General features: G+C 61.2%; 16 protein-coding genes and 3 pseudogenes. 9 read left to right on the plus strand and 10 right to left on the minus strand.

The features are described 5' to 3' along the window. Positions 1-9: 9 nt before the first annotated feature. The 4 genes from C6382_RS01145 to C6382_RS01160 are packed head-to-tail and all read left to right on the plus strand — an operon-like array spanning position 10 to position 3,483. Positions 10-930 (plus strand): metal ABC transporter substrate-binding protein, encoded by a 921-nt coding sequence (locus C6382_RS01145; RefSeq protein WP_107022722.1) that lies wholly within the window; start codon positions 10-12, stop codon positions 928-930. Next, positions 927-1,676: a metal ABC transporter ATP-binding protein gene (locus tag C6382_RS01150; protein WP_107022723.1), complete on the plus strand. Its 750-nt coding sequence runs from the start codon at positions 927-929 to the stop codon at positions 1,674-1,676. The genes C6382_RS01145 and C6382_RS01150 overlap by 4 nt, the downstream gene beginning before the upstream one ends. Further along, positions 1,676-2,575 carry a metal ABC transporter permease gene (locus C6382_RS01155; protein ID WP_107022724.1) on the plus strand — a complete coding sequence of 300 codons (900 nt, stop codon included), beginning with the start codon at positions 1,676-1,678 and terminating at the stop codon, positions 2,573-2,575. Before C6382_RS01150 ends, C6382_RS01155 begins: the two co-directional genes overlap by 1 nt. Further along, positions 2,572-3,483 (plus strand): metal ABC transporter solute-binding protein, Zn/Mn family, encoded by a 912-nt coding sequence (locus C6382_RS01160; RefSeq protein WP_107022725.1) that lies wholly within the window; start codon positions 2,572-2,574, stop codon positions 3,481-3,483. The genes C6382_RS01155 and C6382_RS01160 overlap by 4 nt, the downstream gene beginning before the upstream one ends. A 40-nt stretch (positions 3,484-3,523) precedes the next feature. Here C6382_RS01160 and C6382_RS01165 read toward each other — a convergent pair whose 3' ends face one another. The 6 genes from C6382_RS01165 to C6382_RS01190 form a co-directional block, all read right to left on the minus strand. After that, positions 3,524-4,603, minus strand: a complete 1,080-nt coding sequence (locus C6382_RS01165) for a DUF1615 domain-containing protein (RefSeq protein WP_107022726.1) — start codon at positions 4,601-4,603, stop codon at positions 3,524-3,526. A 73-nt stretch (positions 4,604-4,676) separates the two neighbouring features. After that, on the minus strand, positions 4,677-5,345 hold the full coding sequence (locus C6382_RS01170) for a hypothetical protein (RefSeq protein WP_107022727.1): 669 nt from the start codon (positions 5,343-5,345) through the stop codon (positions 4,677-4,679). 77 nt (positions 5,346-5,422) lie between these two features. Next, on the minus strand, positions 5,423-5,974 hold the full coding sequence (locus tag C6382_RS01175) for a hydrolase (protein WP_107022728.1): 552 nt from the start codon (positions 5,972-5,974) through the stop codon (positions 5,423-5,425). 69 nt (positions 5,975-6,043) lie between these two features. Continuing rightward, a complete protein-coding gene (locus C6382_RS01180; RefSeq protein ID WP_107022729.1) occupies positions 6,044-6,763 on the minus strand; it encodes a thioesterase II family protein in 720 nt (239 codons plus the stop codon). A 10-nt stretch (positions 6,764-6,773) separates the two neighbouring features. Further along, complete coding sequence (locus C6382_RS01185; RefSeq protein WP_038609386.1) at positions 6,774-6,998, minus strand: MbtH family protein; 225 nt, start codon at positions 6,996-6,998, stop codon at positions 6,774-6,776. Between the two features lie 100 nt (positions 6,999-7,098). Then, the gene (locus tag C6382_RS01190) at positions 7,099-7,332 is read right to left on the minus strand and encodes a Pathogenicity locus (RefSeq protein WP_107022730.1); all 234 of its coding nucleotides are present in this window, start codon (positions 7,330-7,332) and stop codon (positions 7,099-7,101) included. Positions 7,333-7,503: 171 nt separating this feature from the next. Between C6382_RS01190 and C6382_RS01195 the strand changes: the two genes are divergently transcribed. Next, on the plus strand, positions 7,504-8,058 hold the full coding sequence (locus tag C6382_RS01195) for a UPF0149 family protein (RefSeq protein ID WP_107022731.1): 555 nt from the start codon (positions 7,504-7,506) through the stop codon (positions 8,056-8,058). A gap of 44 nt (positions 8,059-8,102) precedes the next feature. Here the strand turns inward: C6382_RS01195 and C6382_RS24255 are convergent. Both C6382_RS24255 and C6382_RS01205 read right to left on the minus strand, forming a co-directional pair. Further along, positions 8,103-8,222, minus strand: a pseudogene (locus C6382_RS24255) (IS110 family transposase); the annotation flags it as partial. A 57-nt stretch (positions 8,223-8,279) separates the two neighbouring features. Further along, positions 8,280-9,071 (minus strand): cysteine hydrolase, encoded by a 792-nt coding sequence (locus C6382_RS01205; protein WP_178082726.1) that lies wholly within the window; start codon positions 9,069-9,071, stop codon positions 8,280-8,282. A 189-nt stretch (positions 9,072-9,260) separates the two neighbouring features. Between C6382_RS01205 and C6382_RS01210 the strand changes: the two genes are divergently transcribed. Together C6382_RS01210 and C6382_RS01215 are read left to right on the plus strand one after the other, a co-directional pair. Beyond that, complete coding sequence (locus tag C6382_RS01210) at positions 9,261-10,244, plus strand: GlxA family transcriptional regulator (RefSeq protein ID WP_107023010.1); 984 nt, start codon at positions 9,261-9,263, stop codon at positions 10,242-10,244. 207 nt (positions 10,245-10,451) lie between these two features. Beyond that, positions 10,452-11,108: pseudogene (locus tag C6382_RS01215) on the plus strand (transposase); the annotation flags it as partial. 52 nt (positions 11,109-11,160) lie between these two features. Here C6382_RS01215 and C6382_RS01220 read toward each other — a convergent pair. Continuing rightward, on the minus strand, positions 11,161-12,198 hold the full coding sequence (locus C6382_RS01220; protein WP_107022732.1) for a sterol desaturase family protein: 1,038 nt from the start codon (positions 12,196-12,198) through the stop codon (positions 11,161-11,163). Positions 12,199-12,343: 145 nt separating this feature from the next. Between C6382_RS01220 and C6382_RS01225 the strand changes: the two are divergent. Beyond that, positions 12,344-12,506: pseudogene (locus tag C6382_RS01225) on the plus strand (IS5/IS1182 family transposase); the annotation flags it as partial. Positions 12,507-12,849: 343 nt separating this feature from the next. Beyond that, the gene (locus C6382_RS01230; RefSeq protein ID WP_107022733.1) at positions 12,850-13,191 is read left to right on the plus strand and encodes a DUF6124 family protein; all 342 of its coding nucleotides are present in this window, start codon (positions 12,850-12,852) and stop codon (positions 13,189-13,191) included. A gap of 83 nt (positions 13,192-13,274) precedes the next feature. On the opposite strand, the gene C6382_RS01235 is transcribed toward C6382_RS01230, so the two are convergent. Then, positions 13,275-13,685, minus strand: coding sequence for a hypothetical protein (locus tag C6382_RS01235; RefSeq protein WP_107023011.1), 411 nt, complete (start codon positions 13,683-13,685; stop codon positions 13,275-13,277). Positions 13,686-13,692 lie beyond the last annotated feature (7 nt).

A 13,692-nucleotide genomic window follows, 5' to 3' on the forward strand; every position in this document is an offset into this window, starting at 1 on the left:
GGACGCCCCATGCTTCGCTCCGCCCTCGCCCGTCGTCTGTTGACTGTGTTCATTGCTGTGGCCCTGCCCGGTCTGGCCCAGGCCGCCATCGATGGCAAACCGCTGCGTATCGGCATCACCCTGCACCCGTACTACAGCTACGTGAGCAACATCGTCGGTGACAAAGCCGAAGTGGTGCCGCTGATTCCGGCCGGTTTCAACCCTCACGCCTATGAGCCACGGGCCGAGGACATCAAGCGCATCGGCAGCCTCGATGTGGTGGTGCTCAACGGCATCGGCCACGATGACTTTGCCGACCGCATGATCGCCGCCAGCGAAAAGCCGCAGATCACCGTGATCGAATCCAACACCAACGTACCGCTGCTGGCCGCCACCGGTGTCGCCGCACGCGGTGCCGGCAAAGTGATCAACCCGCACACCTTCCTGTCGATCAGCGCCAGTATCGCCCAGGTCAACAACATCGCCCGCGAACTGGGCAAGCTCGACCCGGACAACGCCAAATACTACAGCCAGAACGCCCGCGCCTATGCCAAACGCCTGCGCAAACTGCGCGCCGACGCCCTGGCCCAGGTCACTGAAGCGCCGGGCGCGGAGTTCCGCGTTGCCACCATCCACGCCGCCTATGACTACCTGGTGCGTGAATTCGGCCTGGAAGTCACCGCCGTGGTCGAGCCGGCCCACGGCATCGAGCCGAGCCCGAGCCAGTTGAAGAAAACCATCGACCAGCTCAAGGCCCTGGATGTGAAAGTGATCTTCTCGGAGCTGGACTTCCCGTCGGCCTATGTCGAAACCATCCAGCGCGAGTCCGGAGTGAAGATCTACCCGCTGACGCACATCTCCTACGGTGACTACCGCAAGGAGAAGTACGAAGTGGAGATGAAGCGCAACCTCGACACCGTGGTGCGGGCGATCAAGGAGTCGAAAGCATGAGCGTCGCCGAAACCGTCATCCGCCAGCCGTGCGGGCCCGACATCGAGTTCGCCGGCATCGACCTGACCCTGGGCCGCACGCGGATTCTCGATCAGGTCAGCTTCAAGGTCGCCGCCGGTAGCGTCCACGCCTTGGTCGGCCCCAACGGCGGCGGCAAGAGCTCGCTGATCAAGACCCTGCTCGGGCAGATGCCGCATCAGGGCCAACTGACCCTGACCTGGCCGACGGATGCCCAGGTGATCGGCTATGTCCCGCAGGCGCTGGAGTTCGACCGTGGCCTGCCGATGACCGTCGATGATTTCATGGCCGCCATGTGTCAGCGCCGCCCGGCTTTTCTCGGCTTGTCGCGCAAGGTTGCCCCGGCCATCGACGCGGCACTGGCGCGGGTCGGCATGCTCGACAAGCGTAAGCGCCGTATGGGCGCGCTCTCCGGTGGCGAACGTCAGCGTGTGCTGCTGGCCCAGGGCCTGATTCCGGCCCCGCAACTGCTGGTGCTGGATGAACCGATGTCGGCGCTGGACGAAGCCGGTATCCAGGTATTCGAACGCCTGCTGCTGGACTGGCGCGCCGCGGGCACCACGGTGCTGTGGATCGAGCACGACCTGCAAGCAGTGGCACGCCTGGCCGACAAGGTCACCGGGCTCAGCCGCCGGGTGCTGTTCGACGCCCCACCGAAACAGGCCCTGACCCCGGATCGCCTGCTCAGCCTGTTCTCCATCCACCCGCGCAGCGAGAGCGCCGCCTGATGAACTACGAAGAATTTCGCCTGCTGATCCAGGGTTGGGCCAGTTCCGGTTATCTGCCTGAGGCCTTGGTCTATGGCTTTGTGGTTAACGCCCTGCTCGCCGGCCTGATGATCGGCCCGGTACTGGGGGGGCTTGGCACGTTGGTGGTGGTCAAACGCTTTGCCTTCTTCTCCGAAGCGGTCGGCCACGCAGCCTTGACCGGGGTAGCCATCGGCATCCTCCTCGGTGAACCCTACACCGGCCCGTATGGCAGCCTGTTCGGCTACTGCCTGCTGTTCGGCATTTTGCTGAACTTCTTGCGCAACCGTACCGGGCTGTCACCGGATACCTTGATCGGCGTGTTCCTCTCGGTGTCCTTGGCCTTGGGTGCGAGCCTGCTGCTGATGCTCGCCGGCAAGATCAACGTGCATATCCTCGAGAACGTGCTGTTTGGCTCGGTGCTCACTGTCAGCGGCCAGGACCTGCTGGTGCTCGGCATTGTCGGCACGCTGGTGCTGGCCCTGGCCCTGCCGTTGTACAACCGCATCATGCTCGCCAGCTTCAACCCGCAGCTGGCGGCAGTGCGTGGGGTGGCGGTGAAGCGCCTGGACTACCTGTTCGTGGTACTGGTGACGCTGGTCACGGTGGCGGCGGTAAAAGTCATCGGCGCGATCCTGGTGGGTGCCCTGCTGGTGATTCCGGCCGCTGCCGCACGCCTGATCAGCCAGTCGCTCAAGGGTTTCTTCTGGGCCTCGGTGCTGATCGCCACCCTGAGCACCCTGGTCGGTATCCTGCTGCCGATCGTCTTTGACCTGCCGGTGCCTTCGGGCGCGGCAATCATCCTCGTCGCCGGCTGCTGCTTCGCCCTCGCCGCCCTAGCCCGCGGTCTTGTCCCACGCCTGCAAGGAAACCCGGCATGACCTTCAATCTCAAGCACCTGTGCCTGGCGCTGGCCCTGGCCGGCCTGCCCACCTTGAGCCTGGCGCAGAACGCCGCGGTTGCCGCCCAGCAACCGGCGGGTGTCACCGTGCTCGCCTCGCTGCCAGTCACCCACGCGCTGGCCAGTGCCCTGCTCGACGGCACCGCGGTCAAATTGCAACGCGCCGCACCGGCGAACATTCCAGCGTCGCGCCAGCCGTCCTACTTCAGTGGCCGGGGTGGCGCGAGCCTGCAGAAAGCGGCAAGCCAGGCTGATGCGGTGATCGCCCTGCGTTCGATCTGGAGCGATGACCCGCTGTATCCGCTGGCGCGGCGCAGCAATATCCGCATCGTTGAAATCGACGCCGCCCGCCCGGTGGACGGCGCGCTGCCGGGGATCGCCGTGCAGGGCAACAATGCCTTTGCCGCCTATCCGTGGCTCAACCCCACCAACCTCGGGCGCATGGCCGATGTGCTGGCCAACGACCTGAGCCGCCTGAGCCCGGGCGAGCAACCGAAGATCCAGGCCAACCTGGCCAGTCTCAAGCGCCAGCTACTGGAGCTCAGCGCCGGTAGCGAAGCGCGCCTGGCTGAGGCTGACAACCTTAGTGTGGTCAATCTCTCGGAGCGTCTGGATTACTTGATCAGTGGCCTGAACCTGGACCTGATCGACCACCCGCGCGTGGCGGATGACCAGTGGGATGCAACCGCGCTCAAGCGCCTGGGGGATGAGCTCAAGGGGCAGGATGTGGAGCTGGTGCTGCATCACAAACAACCGAGCAAGGAAGTGGCAGAGGTAATTGCAGCTTCAGGCGCCAAGCTGGTGGTGGTGGATACGGATCCGCAAGATACCCTGACGGGGTTGAAGGCCAGTGTTGAGCAAGTAGTGAATGCCTTGATCGCCGGCTGACCAAACCCGCCCACAGACAGCAAGCCTGCTCCCAGTGTGGTCAGCGCTTCATGCACCGCTGATAGCGCTCATCCACCCGCTTGGCAAACCAGGCCGTGGTCAGTTTGCGGGTGATCTTCGGGCTCTTCAGCTCGATCCCCGGCAGTTGCGCGCGCGGCAGCGGCTTACCGGATTTGTCCTCGGCCAAAGCATAGACCCCGCTGTACAGCCGGGTCTGTTCAAACGCCAGGCTGTCGCCCTTCTCCAGCTGATCGCGAATGCTCGGGTTACGCAGACCAAGCTGCTCACCCAAACGCCGCGCGGCTTTCTCGGTGGTGCCCGGCAGGATCGCTCCCGGCGCGATCAGGTCGCCATCCAGTGCCAGCTTCACCCCGCTGGCACGACTCAAGGCGCTCTGGAACGCCGCATTGCGACTGGCATACCAACCGGCGTTGAAATCGGCAAACCGGTACACCTGGCGCTCATAGTGGCTGGGATAGCCAAGCAGGTGGGCGATGCCGAAATACATCCCGCCACGGCGGCTGAAGACTTCCTGGCGAATCGTCCCGGTATGGCTGTAGGGATAGTCGCGGGCATTGCGTTCGGCAAAGGCAATGCTGACCTGCATCGGCCCACCGGTACGCACCGGGTTCAAGTCGCCCAACAACGTGCGGCCCAGGGGCACACTGCCGATAAGGTCATCGAAAATCGCACTGAGCTGCTTTTCGCTGCGCACGGCGTCGAGCCGTTCGCTGTAGCTCTTGCCGTTGGGCGAACGGGTCTGCAATGCAGCGTTAACCAGCATTTGCGGGATATGCAGGCTGGCGGCGCGGCGGTCGATTTCCTGGCGGGCGATACGGCCCAGGCCTGGCACCTGCGGGTCGGACTGGAAGGTCGATTCCTGCTCGGTCACCGCCAGCACCGCACACAAATTGGAACGACTGGGGCTGATCTTCTGCGTGGTGAAGGCGGTCTGGATGTCGCGCGCCCAGCCTTCACGGTCCTTGGTTGCGGCAGGCAGCAAGCGCACGATCTGCGCCCGCACCTTGGCAGGCTCCGCCTCAGGCTCTTCGCGCTGAGTAACGCAGCCTTGCAGCGTCAACAACACGGCAACGGCTAAACCTAAACCTCGAACTTGCATGCAGCACCCTCGCCTCTTGCGGCAACAGCAGCACAGTAGCGAGGGCCATGCCTGACTGCAATCGGGCCGCTGCTCAGCAACCCGGCTTGCTCAGCTGGGTGCCGATGGTCACGGCAGTGATCGCCACCGGTTTGAAGCTCTGCAGCGCAATCGGATCGAAGCTGCGCTCGCAGTTGTATTGGTTGTCGACGACAAAATCCTCGCCCTTGTGCTTTCTCATCTCCGTGCTCCACTTGCTCGCCGCGTCGATGGCCGCGTCACCGGTGAGCATGGCTTCGACCAGCACCTGGGTGAAGCCGATCGCCCGCGGGCCTTCCCACAGCGCATACACCGACGGGTCGTAGGCGTTGCCGCACATTTCCAGGCAATCGGCGTAGAACTCCAGCGGACCGCCGGTGGATTGGTGCAACGCAGCGAAAGTCAGCGGCTGGCCGGCAGGCGGTGCGAAATCACCAATGAAGGAATGCAGATCCGCCTTGCAGGTCGGTGACAGGGCCAGGCGCAGGTCATTGATCGTGCCTCCGGTAGCGTCGGCAGTGATCTCGCAGCCCTGTACTTTGTAGGTGTGCTTGTCGCCCAGGCTGGTGCGGGCAACGCCGGCAACCGATTCGAAGTGCTTGAGGTTGGTACCGAGCATTTCGCCGTTGAACACCTGGGCTACGCTGGCCTGGGCCTGGGCAAGCACAGGCAGCGCGGCAACAACCAGGGAGGAAACAAGGGGCAGCAAGGCGCGGGCTTTCATCGGAACATCCTGTCGTTATGAATGTGCCGCGCACTCTAATGCACTTACCGCCCCCTAGCCACCTGCCCGTGCATGCTTCAGGGCTGCTCGCCGACCATGTAGGTCTTGCTGATGTGGCGGAACTGTTCGTGGCCCGAGCTTTCCATCAGTTCGAACACCACCATCTCGCGGGTGACGATCTGTGCCCCGGCATCACGCATACGAGCAATGCCCGCCGCCTGGTTGTGGGCACCACGGCAATCACAAGCGTCTTCGACCACGAACACCTGCTTGCCCAGCGCACGCAGACCGAGCACGGTTTGCAGCACGCAGATATGGGTTTCCATACCGCAGACAATCACCTGCTCACGGGCCAGCAACGACGCCGGCAGGCATTGAGCGGCAACGCAGGAAAAGTGCAGTTTCTCCACCACCTGGGCACCCGGCGAAGCCTGCTTGAGGGCGGAGACGGTCGCACCGAGGCCTTTGGGGTACTGTTCGGAAATCACCGTCGGCAGCCCCAGCTCGGCAGTGGCCGCCATCAGCCAGCGCGTGCGCGCCAGCGTACCGGCCGGGTCGCTGACGGCACCAATGAGTTTTTCCTGCACGTCGATGACCAGCAAGCTGGCCTGGTTCGGCTTGATCAACATTCCTTGCACCTGCGTCGTGGTTGAAGCCCAAGGCTCGCCCAGCGCTGGCGTTGCGTCAATGGTTCAGCGCTAGGCCGACAAGCGATGGGGCTCCAGCGCGGCACCGAGCGCACCCAACACCCGGGCTTCATGCTCATGGATGAAGAAGTGGCCGCCGGGAAAGGTCTCCAGGGAAAAATCACCCAAGGTTTCGCGACGCCAGGCCAGCAGCTGTTCTTCAGTGGCGCGGTCATCTTCGCCGCCCAGCACATGCAGCGGGCAATGCAGCGCCGGGCGCTGACGGTAGCTATAACGGCCACACAGGAGAAAATCGGCGCGTAGCACCGGCAAGGTCAGGCTCATCAGCTCCTGGTTGGCCAACACCTCTTCCGGCGTGCCCTTGAGCTTGCGCAGCTCCTCGATCAACGCCGCATCACTTTTCGGCTCACGCCAGTTGCCGTCGTTGTAGTCTTCGCGACGCGTCGGCGCCGCCGTGCCGCAGGCAAACAGCGCCACCGGTGACGAGCAGCCCAGGGCTTGCAGTTCGTGGGCCAGCTCGAAGGCCACCAAGGCCCCGAGGCTGTGGCCCAGCAAGGCATAGGGCTGACTGGTGGCCAAGCGCTGCTCACTGGCCAGCTGCCGTGCCAAAGCCTGCATATCGGTTTGCAGCGGCTCGCCCATGCGCGCGCCACGTCCGGGCAACTCCACCGGGCGCAGGTTCAGCCAGGCCGGCAATTTGCGTCGCCAGCGGCTGTAGACCATGGCGCTGGCGCCGGAATACGGCAGGCACAACAGGGTCAGTGACGACACAAGCCAACCCTCAGTGCGACGCTGCGGTTTCGGCCATCTTCTGGCGCAGGCTCAGCGGGCGCATGTCGGTCCAGACTTCGTCGATGTAGGCCAGGCATTCCTTTTTCAGGCCGCTCTTGCCGACAGTGCGCCAGCCGGCGGGCACGGCCTTGTAGTCGGGCCAGATGGAATACTGCTCTTCGTGGTTGACCACTACCTGGAACACGATGTCGTCGCGGTCGAATACGGATGTCATTGCCTGTCTCCTGGATTGAATGGGCCCGCCGCACAGCGGGCGTACGGTGGCTACCAAGAGAACGAAATACCGCCGCTGGGATTTAGTGCGCGGAACGGACTCAACCAAGCCGCGCCCGAGCGATGGCGGCCTGAATCGCCGCGCGCGCCTGCGGGCTGTTTTTCCAGCAACTAGAGCCCACCAGCGACGCCGCTTGGATGACGATCTCCAGGGCATCGGCCTGGCTCAGTTGGGCCAGGGAGTAATAGCCCAGTTGTTCGAGGCGCTCGACCACGGTGGGGCCTACGCCCTTGACCGCCAGCAGTGCTGCACGCTCGTTCGCAGGGAATGACATGATCGCGTCCTTGTACTGTCAAAAGAGTGCCCAGCAAGCCACAGATACCGGGCAAAGGCCAGTGCCAGAGGGCTTGGGCACGGTTTATATTGTTGTCCCGACTGGAAAAATTCGTCGCAAAGGGCCATCCTCCCCGCTTTTTTCACGCTCACCTCGCCAAGGAACCTTTTTATGCACGCCCAACCTCTTAGCGCCAGCGAGTTCGAGTTCATCGAAGACATCCTGCTCAACTACGGCGACGACCACTCGGTACTCAATCCGTCCGAGCTCGACGGCTACTTCACCGCACTGGTGTCGAGCCCTGCGCAGGTAGACATTGCCGAGTGGTTCCCGGCGATCTGGGGCGGGCAGACACCGGAATGGCAAAAGCCTGAAGAATGCCGGCGTTTCATCGACCTCTGTGTGCGCCACCTCAATACCCTGGCAAGCCAGCTGGCTAGCGAGCCACAGGCGTTCAAGGGGCGTTTCGAACAGACTGAGTACCGCGGTCAGCCGCTGGTTTTGGCGGAAGAGTGGTGCTTTGGGTATGTGCGTGGGGTTACTGTCGGTAATTGGCCGGAACTGTCTGAGGTGCTGGCGGGTCGGTTGCAGGTGATCACTGATTGTGCCGAGCAGGATAACTATGAGTTGCCGGTGGATTTGGATGTGGTGCTGCATCGCCAGCGGGTGGCGGCGATCGAGCCAGCTGCGCGGGCGCTGCATGATTATTGGGTTAGTCAGCGCTGATGTACCCACTCCGGTGGGAGCAACTGTCTGCAGCATGCTATTCGTCACCGCCATTCAGTGCCGTCGCGTAACATGGCATTCAGTCTGATCAGCAGTATCCGCATGCAGGCAATGAGCGCGACTTGCGCGCTCTTGCCTCCCTCCCGAAGCGCCTCATAGTCGGCTAGCACGGGAGCCACAAGGGCTCCCGTATCTGGTTGAGAAAGAGGTCCTACCCACGGTCAGCGCCCTTCCAGCTTGTTCACGACCTCGTCGGTCGTCATCACACCGTTGGCAATGTAGCGGAAGTTGACCAGTGCGCTACCGTATCCGTCGCCGTCAGGAAGCTTCGGGCCGGCGACGGCGTCACGAACGACGACCACCTCGAAACCGCGCTCCAGAAACTCGCGAAGGTGCGATTCGACACACAGGTTGGATGCCATGCCGGCAAGGATGATCTTGTCGATCCGCTGCTTACGCAGTTGCAGCATCAGGTCGTTGCTTTGGGGGCCATACAACTTGTGCGGTGATGCGACGATGGTCTTGCCGTCTTCGATATAGGGCTTGAACTCCTGCATGAAGTCGGCGCCCGAGTTACGGAATCCATCCAGCGTCAAGGCGCCCTTGCGATCGAAGAGACCAAGCTTGTGCTGAACGGTCTCCGCTGGCGCCTCGAACTCCCATTCATGATCGTGGGGATAGTAGTAGTGCGGCGAGATGGCTACGGTCGATCCGGCCTTCTTGAACGCGGCGAAAAGCCGGGTCAGATTCGGGACCAGATTCTGCTCGGTAACGCTCTGACCGAAGACCGACCAGCCTGCACCCTCCGGGCTCATGAAGTCGATCTGAGGGTCGATCACGACCAGAGCGGTTCGACTGGAATCCCATTGATAAGTGGAGGCCGGGAGTGCGGGTTTGACCGGATCGGCATAGGGATTCTCGGCGGCGAAGCTGATGCCAGGCGCCAGCAGGATGGCCCCCAACAAGGTGGCGTAGGAGATCATTCTCTTGGGGTAAGTTCTGTTGAAGTTCATTTGCACGTCCTCGAAGTGGGGGTGCATTTACGGTACGGCGAGAAGACGGTACGAAATGGACATTTATCCTTGGATTTCGGCCGACTGGCTCAGCCACCTTGCGTGAGGCGGGTGTGCTCGGTGCCCCGTTGACCTTCCGGACAGCAAGGGCGTCTAATGACTCCCAGCCAGACTTTGGACGTTCCGGTCATGCAGCGTCACATCTGTTTCCTGGTCTACTCGGGTTTCGTATTGCTGGATCTGAGCGGCCCGCTCGAAGCCTTCGCCAACGCCAATCGTGCACGCCCTTCGAGCTATCGATTCACGGTCGCTTCGCTAGAGGGCGGATTGGTCCACGCCTCGAGCGGGCTGCAAGTCGCGACCGAAGCATTGCAGGTTGTCGACCGCCTCGACACGCTCATCATCGTCGGCGCACCAACCGCTCCGATCGATAACAGGATGATGCCGATGGCGGCTGCGATACGGCACATGTCCCCGCGCTCTCGCCGCACTGCCAGCGTCTGTACTGGCGCCTTCCTGCTAGCCGAGAGCGGCCTGCTCGACGGTCGTGTCGCGACCACGCATTGGAACTACGCGCCGCAATTGCAAGCACGCTATCCGTCGCTGCGCGTGGACGGAGATCGAATCTGGACCGAAGACGGAAATGTCTGGACGTCCGCAGGCATGTCGGCTGGCATCGACATGACCTTGGCCATGATCGAGCAGGACCTGGGCAAGGAGGTGGCTCGCTCCGTCGCACGCATGCTGGTTGTCTACTATCGGCGACCAGGTGGTCAGTATCAATTCTCTTCACTGCTGGATTTCGACCCTGGCTCGGATCGCATCCGCTCGGTGCTGAGCTATGCGCGCGATCATTTGCGTGATGACCTGTCAGTTGAACGCCTGGCAGACGTCGCACATATGAGCGTACGCCAGTTCGGCCGCGTGTTCGCGGCAGCTATCGGGGTGACGCCGGCGAAAGCTGTCGAACGCCTTCGCATCGAGTCAGCGCGGCCGCTGGTTGAGGACGGGCACCAAACGTTCGAGGAGATCGCCAGGAACTTCGGATTTGGCGATGCCGATCACATGCTTCGCTGCTTCGTGCGAGTCATTGGACGGACGCCACAAGAGCTGCGCCGCAGCGCCCGCCAAGCCAAAGGTGATGGTGGTTCCGAAAGTAAGGTGGATCGATAGTCCGCGTTAGCAAAGACTCGGGGGGGCTTATTGGTCTTCGCCCCCCATACCTGAGCGCATCGACTAGCGGTAGCTGTGGGTTGTGGATTCAACTGGCTGAGATTGGTCGGAATCGGCACACAACGGCCGTTCACCAAAAGTAGCAATCTGCCCAGGCTGTGTGAAAACACCCGCAATTGTCTGATCTTCTGATCGTCGATATCGTAGCTGGGCGCACTTGGTTTTGAGAACGTCGACCCTGCCGCAACTGGTCGTCCGGCATATCACCCAGCAGTGTTGCTGAAGATATATATCTACGGCTATCTCAATCGGATTCAGTCCAGCCGCCGGCTTGAGCGTGAGGCCGAGCGCAACGTCGAGTTGATGTGGCTAACGGGGCGTTTGGCTCCGGACTTCAAAACCATTGCCGACTTTCGCAAAGACAACGGCAAAGTCATTCGCAGCGTATGCCGCCAGTTCGTAGTGCTTTGCCGCAACCTCAATCTTTTCTCTCAGTCGATCATCGCCATCGACAGCAGAAAATTCAAAGCCGTCAATAATCGAGACCGCAACCTCACTCAGGGCAAGGTGAAGGCACGCATGCAGCAGATCGAGCAGAGCATTGATCGTAATCTGGCGGCGATGGATTCGGCGAATCGGGCAACGCCCGAAGTGGCCGAGGCCAAAGCAGAGCGGTTTAAAGAAAAGATAGAAACACTGAAAAAGCAGATGCAGAAACTCAAGGAAATCAAGACGCTGCTCCACGAAAGTCCAGACCAGCAGATCTCCCTCACAGACCCAGATGCACGCTCAATGGGCACGAGCGACCGAGGCACCGGAACGGTTGGAAACAACGTACAAACAGCTGTCGACGACAAACACCATCCCGACTGTTTCCTTTCCAGCGTCGGCCTGCGCATTGTTCCTCTGCATAGCGCTATCGATAGGGCGCTTCGGACGCTCCGAGCACAGCCTTGCGCTGGCGTTTCGCCAGGAGCTTACGGGCCGTTTCGATAAAGGGCGTGACGATCAAGCTATAGACCGTCAGGTAACGCTGGTGGTCTTGTTCTCCGGTGCCGAAGCGGATGTTTTCAGGTTTTGATGTGGTGACATAGAGCGTGCCGAACATCCAGTCCCAGAGGGACAGGTTGGTGCCGAAGTTCCGGTTGAAATGGCGGGGGGCGTCACTGTGATGGATCTGGTGCTGGGCCGGACTGTTCAATACATGTTCGAGCTGAGGGCCGAACGACAGCCAGACATGGCTATGCCGCAGGTTGGCCGCCAGGCCGTTGAAGATGAACACCAGATAGGTCACGCCGAACAGGGTGTAGCGGCTGATCTCGCCGCCGCAGGCGTACCAGAAGCAACCGGCGTAGAGGCCGATGCAAAGGCTGGTGCTCAGTTTCTCGACGATCTTTTCCACGAAATGCACCCGGCTCGCCGTCACCGGCACCAGCACTGGCGCCGAATGATGGACCTTGTGAAAGGCCCAGAGCCAGCGGGAGTGAAAGGCCCGGTGCGCCCAGTAATGGATAAAGTCCTTGAGCAGGAACACCCCCAGCCCGTAGAGCAGGGACAGTGCGAGGTTCTCGCCCAAGCGCGGGCGCGCGCCCCAGAGGTTGCTGAAAAAGGCCAGGTAATCGCCGGAGCGCAGGATGTAAGGGTCGATCAGATGGACGATGGGTAGTACCAACGTGACCTTGAGGATGGCTCGCACGAAGTAGTAGCGGTAATCCAGCAGCGCCGAGGGATGCAGATATACCCGGCCGCCGCCGATGAATTGCCAGAACGAATGGGCGTCGCTCAGACCGCGCTGCTTTCTGAAGCGGAACAGGCCATAGGCGACGCCATAGGAGATGCAAAGGAACAAGACTCCGAAACGGCCGTTCACATTGAAAATGCCAAGAAACTGCTCGGTGACGGGCGCGATCACCCACTCGATCAGGTGCTTATAGACAAGCGACAGGGCATCCACGAAACGACAGCCTCGGCAAAAGGAATAGCATTGTAAATCAGATAGATTTACTCAAGCGGTTTTATACATGGCATCAACCATAAGAACACTGCGAAGCCTGCGATTGTCTAACCTTCTGATCGTCTAGATCGTGGCGGGGACGATCATGAAGCGATTCATTGAAGGTGAGGCTCGGACGCAAGTGACGTTGCTGCCTGAGTGCTTGGGCGATTATGTTGCCGAGGAAAATCCGGATTTTCCTCGATGCACTCGACCTGGGTGCACTTGGGTTTGAAGGTGTTGATCCTGCTGTAATGGGGCGTTTGGCCCCGGACTTCACCCCCCCAGCCAGCGTTTTTTGAACCTCAACCAAGGAGAGCATTAAAATTCGCTGGCTTGCCCTACCCCACCCACCACGCTACTCTCCCCCAGTCGCTGCCAATTCAGCGACCGGGTTTAGCAGCCTGTCCAATGATCAAGGTGCAAACAGCGCCCCTTCTCGATCAACCGGCGCTTTTTTTGTGCCGGTTGCTTCGTGTTATGGCGGCTGTGCGCGGGGCGCCTTCGTGCGCGCCGGGTTCCTTGATCCCTGGTCTGCTAACCCGCGTACAGCTGCCACCCTTATCGTTTAGCAGCGATGTGTGGCAGTTCCACTGATCAAGGAGCACCACAATGACAAAACCCGTTCCCGATCCACCCCTCACCACTCAAACCAGCACCACCTTCGGCTCCTGCAATGGCAGCCACGACCCACTCTTCGCTGTCCGCACCGGTGTCTCATCCGAAGATGCCCTGATCCACACCTCCATCCTGCTCAAAAGCGCCTACCAGACCAACGCCCATGCCTGTGACATGGTCAACGCCGAAGTGCGTGGTTTACTCTGGGCTACCGAGCAATCGCTGGAGATGAGCCTCGCGCTGGTCGAGGCGTTGCTGGATGAGGTCGAAGCGCGCTCGGCAACAGCAGCGCTGTTACGGCGTACGGTGCAAGCGGGGTCACCGTCGGTGGAGTGATTGCCGACGATAGCAACGAGGCCGCAGATGCGGCCCACCACCGGCAATCACTGTCACTGCTGCCAATGAGTCAAAAAGCCCGCCTACAGAGCCTCCACCCAAGTCTGCGAAAAGCTCAGCCTCTCAATCTCCCTGGCGATGGCCTTCGCCCCGAAACACCGAAATTTAACGCTGCCCGCATCGGTCTCCAGAGACACGATTTTAGTGATGTACCCATGTTCGACGCTGACCTTTCGAATCAATGCCAATGGCACTTCAATATCCAGCGTGCCGTGCTGAACAAAGCGGTTCACGGCGTTGGCGCTCAGGCGAATTACACTTTGGGTAACCACCAGCTTGCCGCCAACCCACAACCCTGCGGATACCTTCTTGAAGACCTCCATCAAGGCGGACAATGAACTCGCATTGCCAAAAGCGCTGACGCTCCTGCGATTGATCTGGGCGTCAGCCACGAGAAAATTGACCCGTTTGGTCTTCAAGATTTGTTCGGCCATCTCGGCG

Source organism: Pseudomonas sp. BBP2017 (assembly GCF_003024385.1).
Taxonomy (GTDB): Bacteria; Pseudomonadota; Gammaproteobacteria; order Pseudomonadales; family Pseudomonadaceae; genus Aquipseudomonas.

Coding starts and splice junctions, on each gene's coding strand:
- C6382_RS01235 (WP_107023011.1), bottom strand. CDS start 13,685: ATGGCCGAACAAATCTTGAAGACCAAACGGGTCAATTTTCTCGTGGCT.
- C6382_RS01175 (WP_107022728.1), bottom strand. CDS start 5,974: ATGTTGATCAAGCCGAACCAGGCCAGCTTGCTGGTCATCGACGTGCAG.
- C6382_RS01190 (WP_107022730.1), bottom strand. CDS start 7,332: ATGTCATTCCCTGCGAACGAGCGTGCAGCACTGCTGGCGGTCAAGGGC.
- C6382_RS01205 (WP_178082726.1), bottom strand. CDS start 9,071: ATGAACTTCAACAGAACTTACCCCAAGAGAATGATCTCCTACGCCACC.
- C6382_RS01210 (WP_107023010.1), top strand. CDS start 9,261: ATGCAGCGTCACATCTGTTTCCTGGTCTACTCGGGTTTCGTATTGCTG.
- C6382_RS01165 (WP_107022726.1), bottom strand. CDS start 4,603: ATGCAAGTTCGAGGTTTAGGTTTAGCCGTTGCCGTGTTGTTGACGCTG.
- C6382_RS01230 (WP_107022733.1), top strand. CDS start 12,850: ATGACAAAACCCGTTCCCGATCCACCCCTCACCACTCAAACCAGCACC.
- C6382_RS01170 (WP_107022727.1), bottom strand. CDS start 5,345: ATGAAAGCCCGCGCCTTGCTGCCCCTTGTTTCCTCCCTGGTTGTTGCC.
- C6382_RS01155 (WP_107022724.1), top strand. CDS start 1,676: ATGAACTACGAAGAATTTCGCCTGCTGATCCAGGGTTGGGCCAGTTCC.
- C6382_RS01185 (WP_038609386.1), bottom strand. CDS start 6,998: ATGACATCCGTATTCGACCGCGACGACATCGTGTTCCAGGTAGTGGTC.
- C6382_RS01160 (WP_107022725.1), top strand. CDS start 2,572: ATGACCTTCAATCTCAAGCACCTGTGCCTGGCGCTGGCCCTGGCCGGC.
- C6382_RS01145 (WP_107022722.1), top strand. CDS start 10: ATGCTTCGCTCCGCCCTCGCCCGTCGTCTGTTGACTGTGTTCATTGCT.
- C6382_RS01195 (WP_107022731.1), top strand. CDS start 7,504: ATGCACGCCCAACCTCTTAGCGCCAGCGAGTTCGAGTTCATCGAAGAC.
- C6382_RS01150 (WP_107022723.1), top strand. CDS start 927: ATGAGCGTCGCCGAAACCGTCATCCGCCAGCCGTGCGGGCCCGACATC.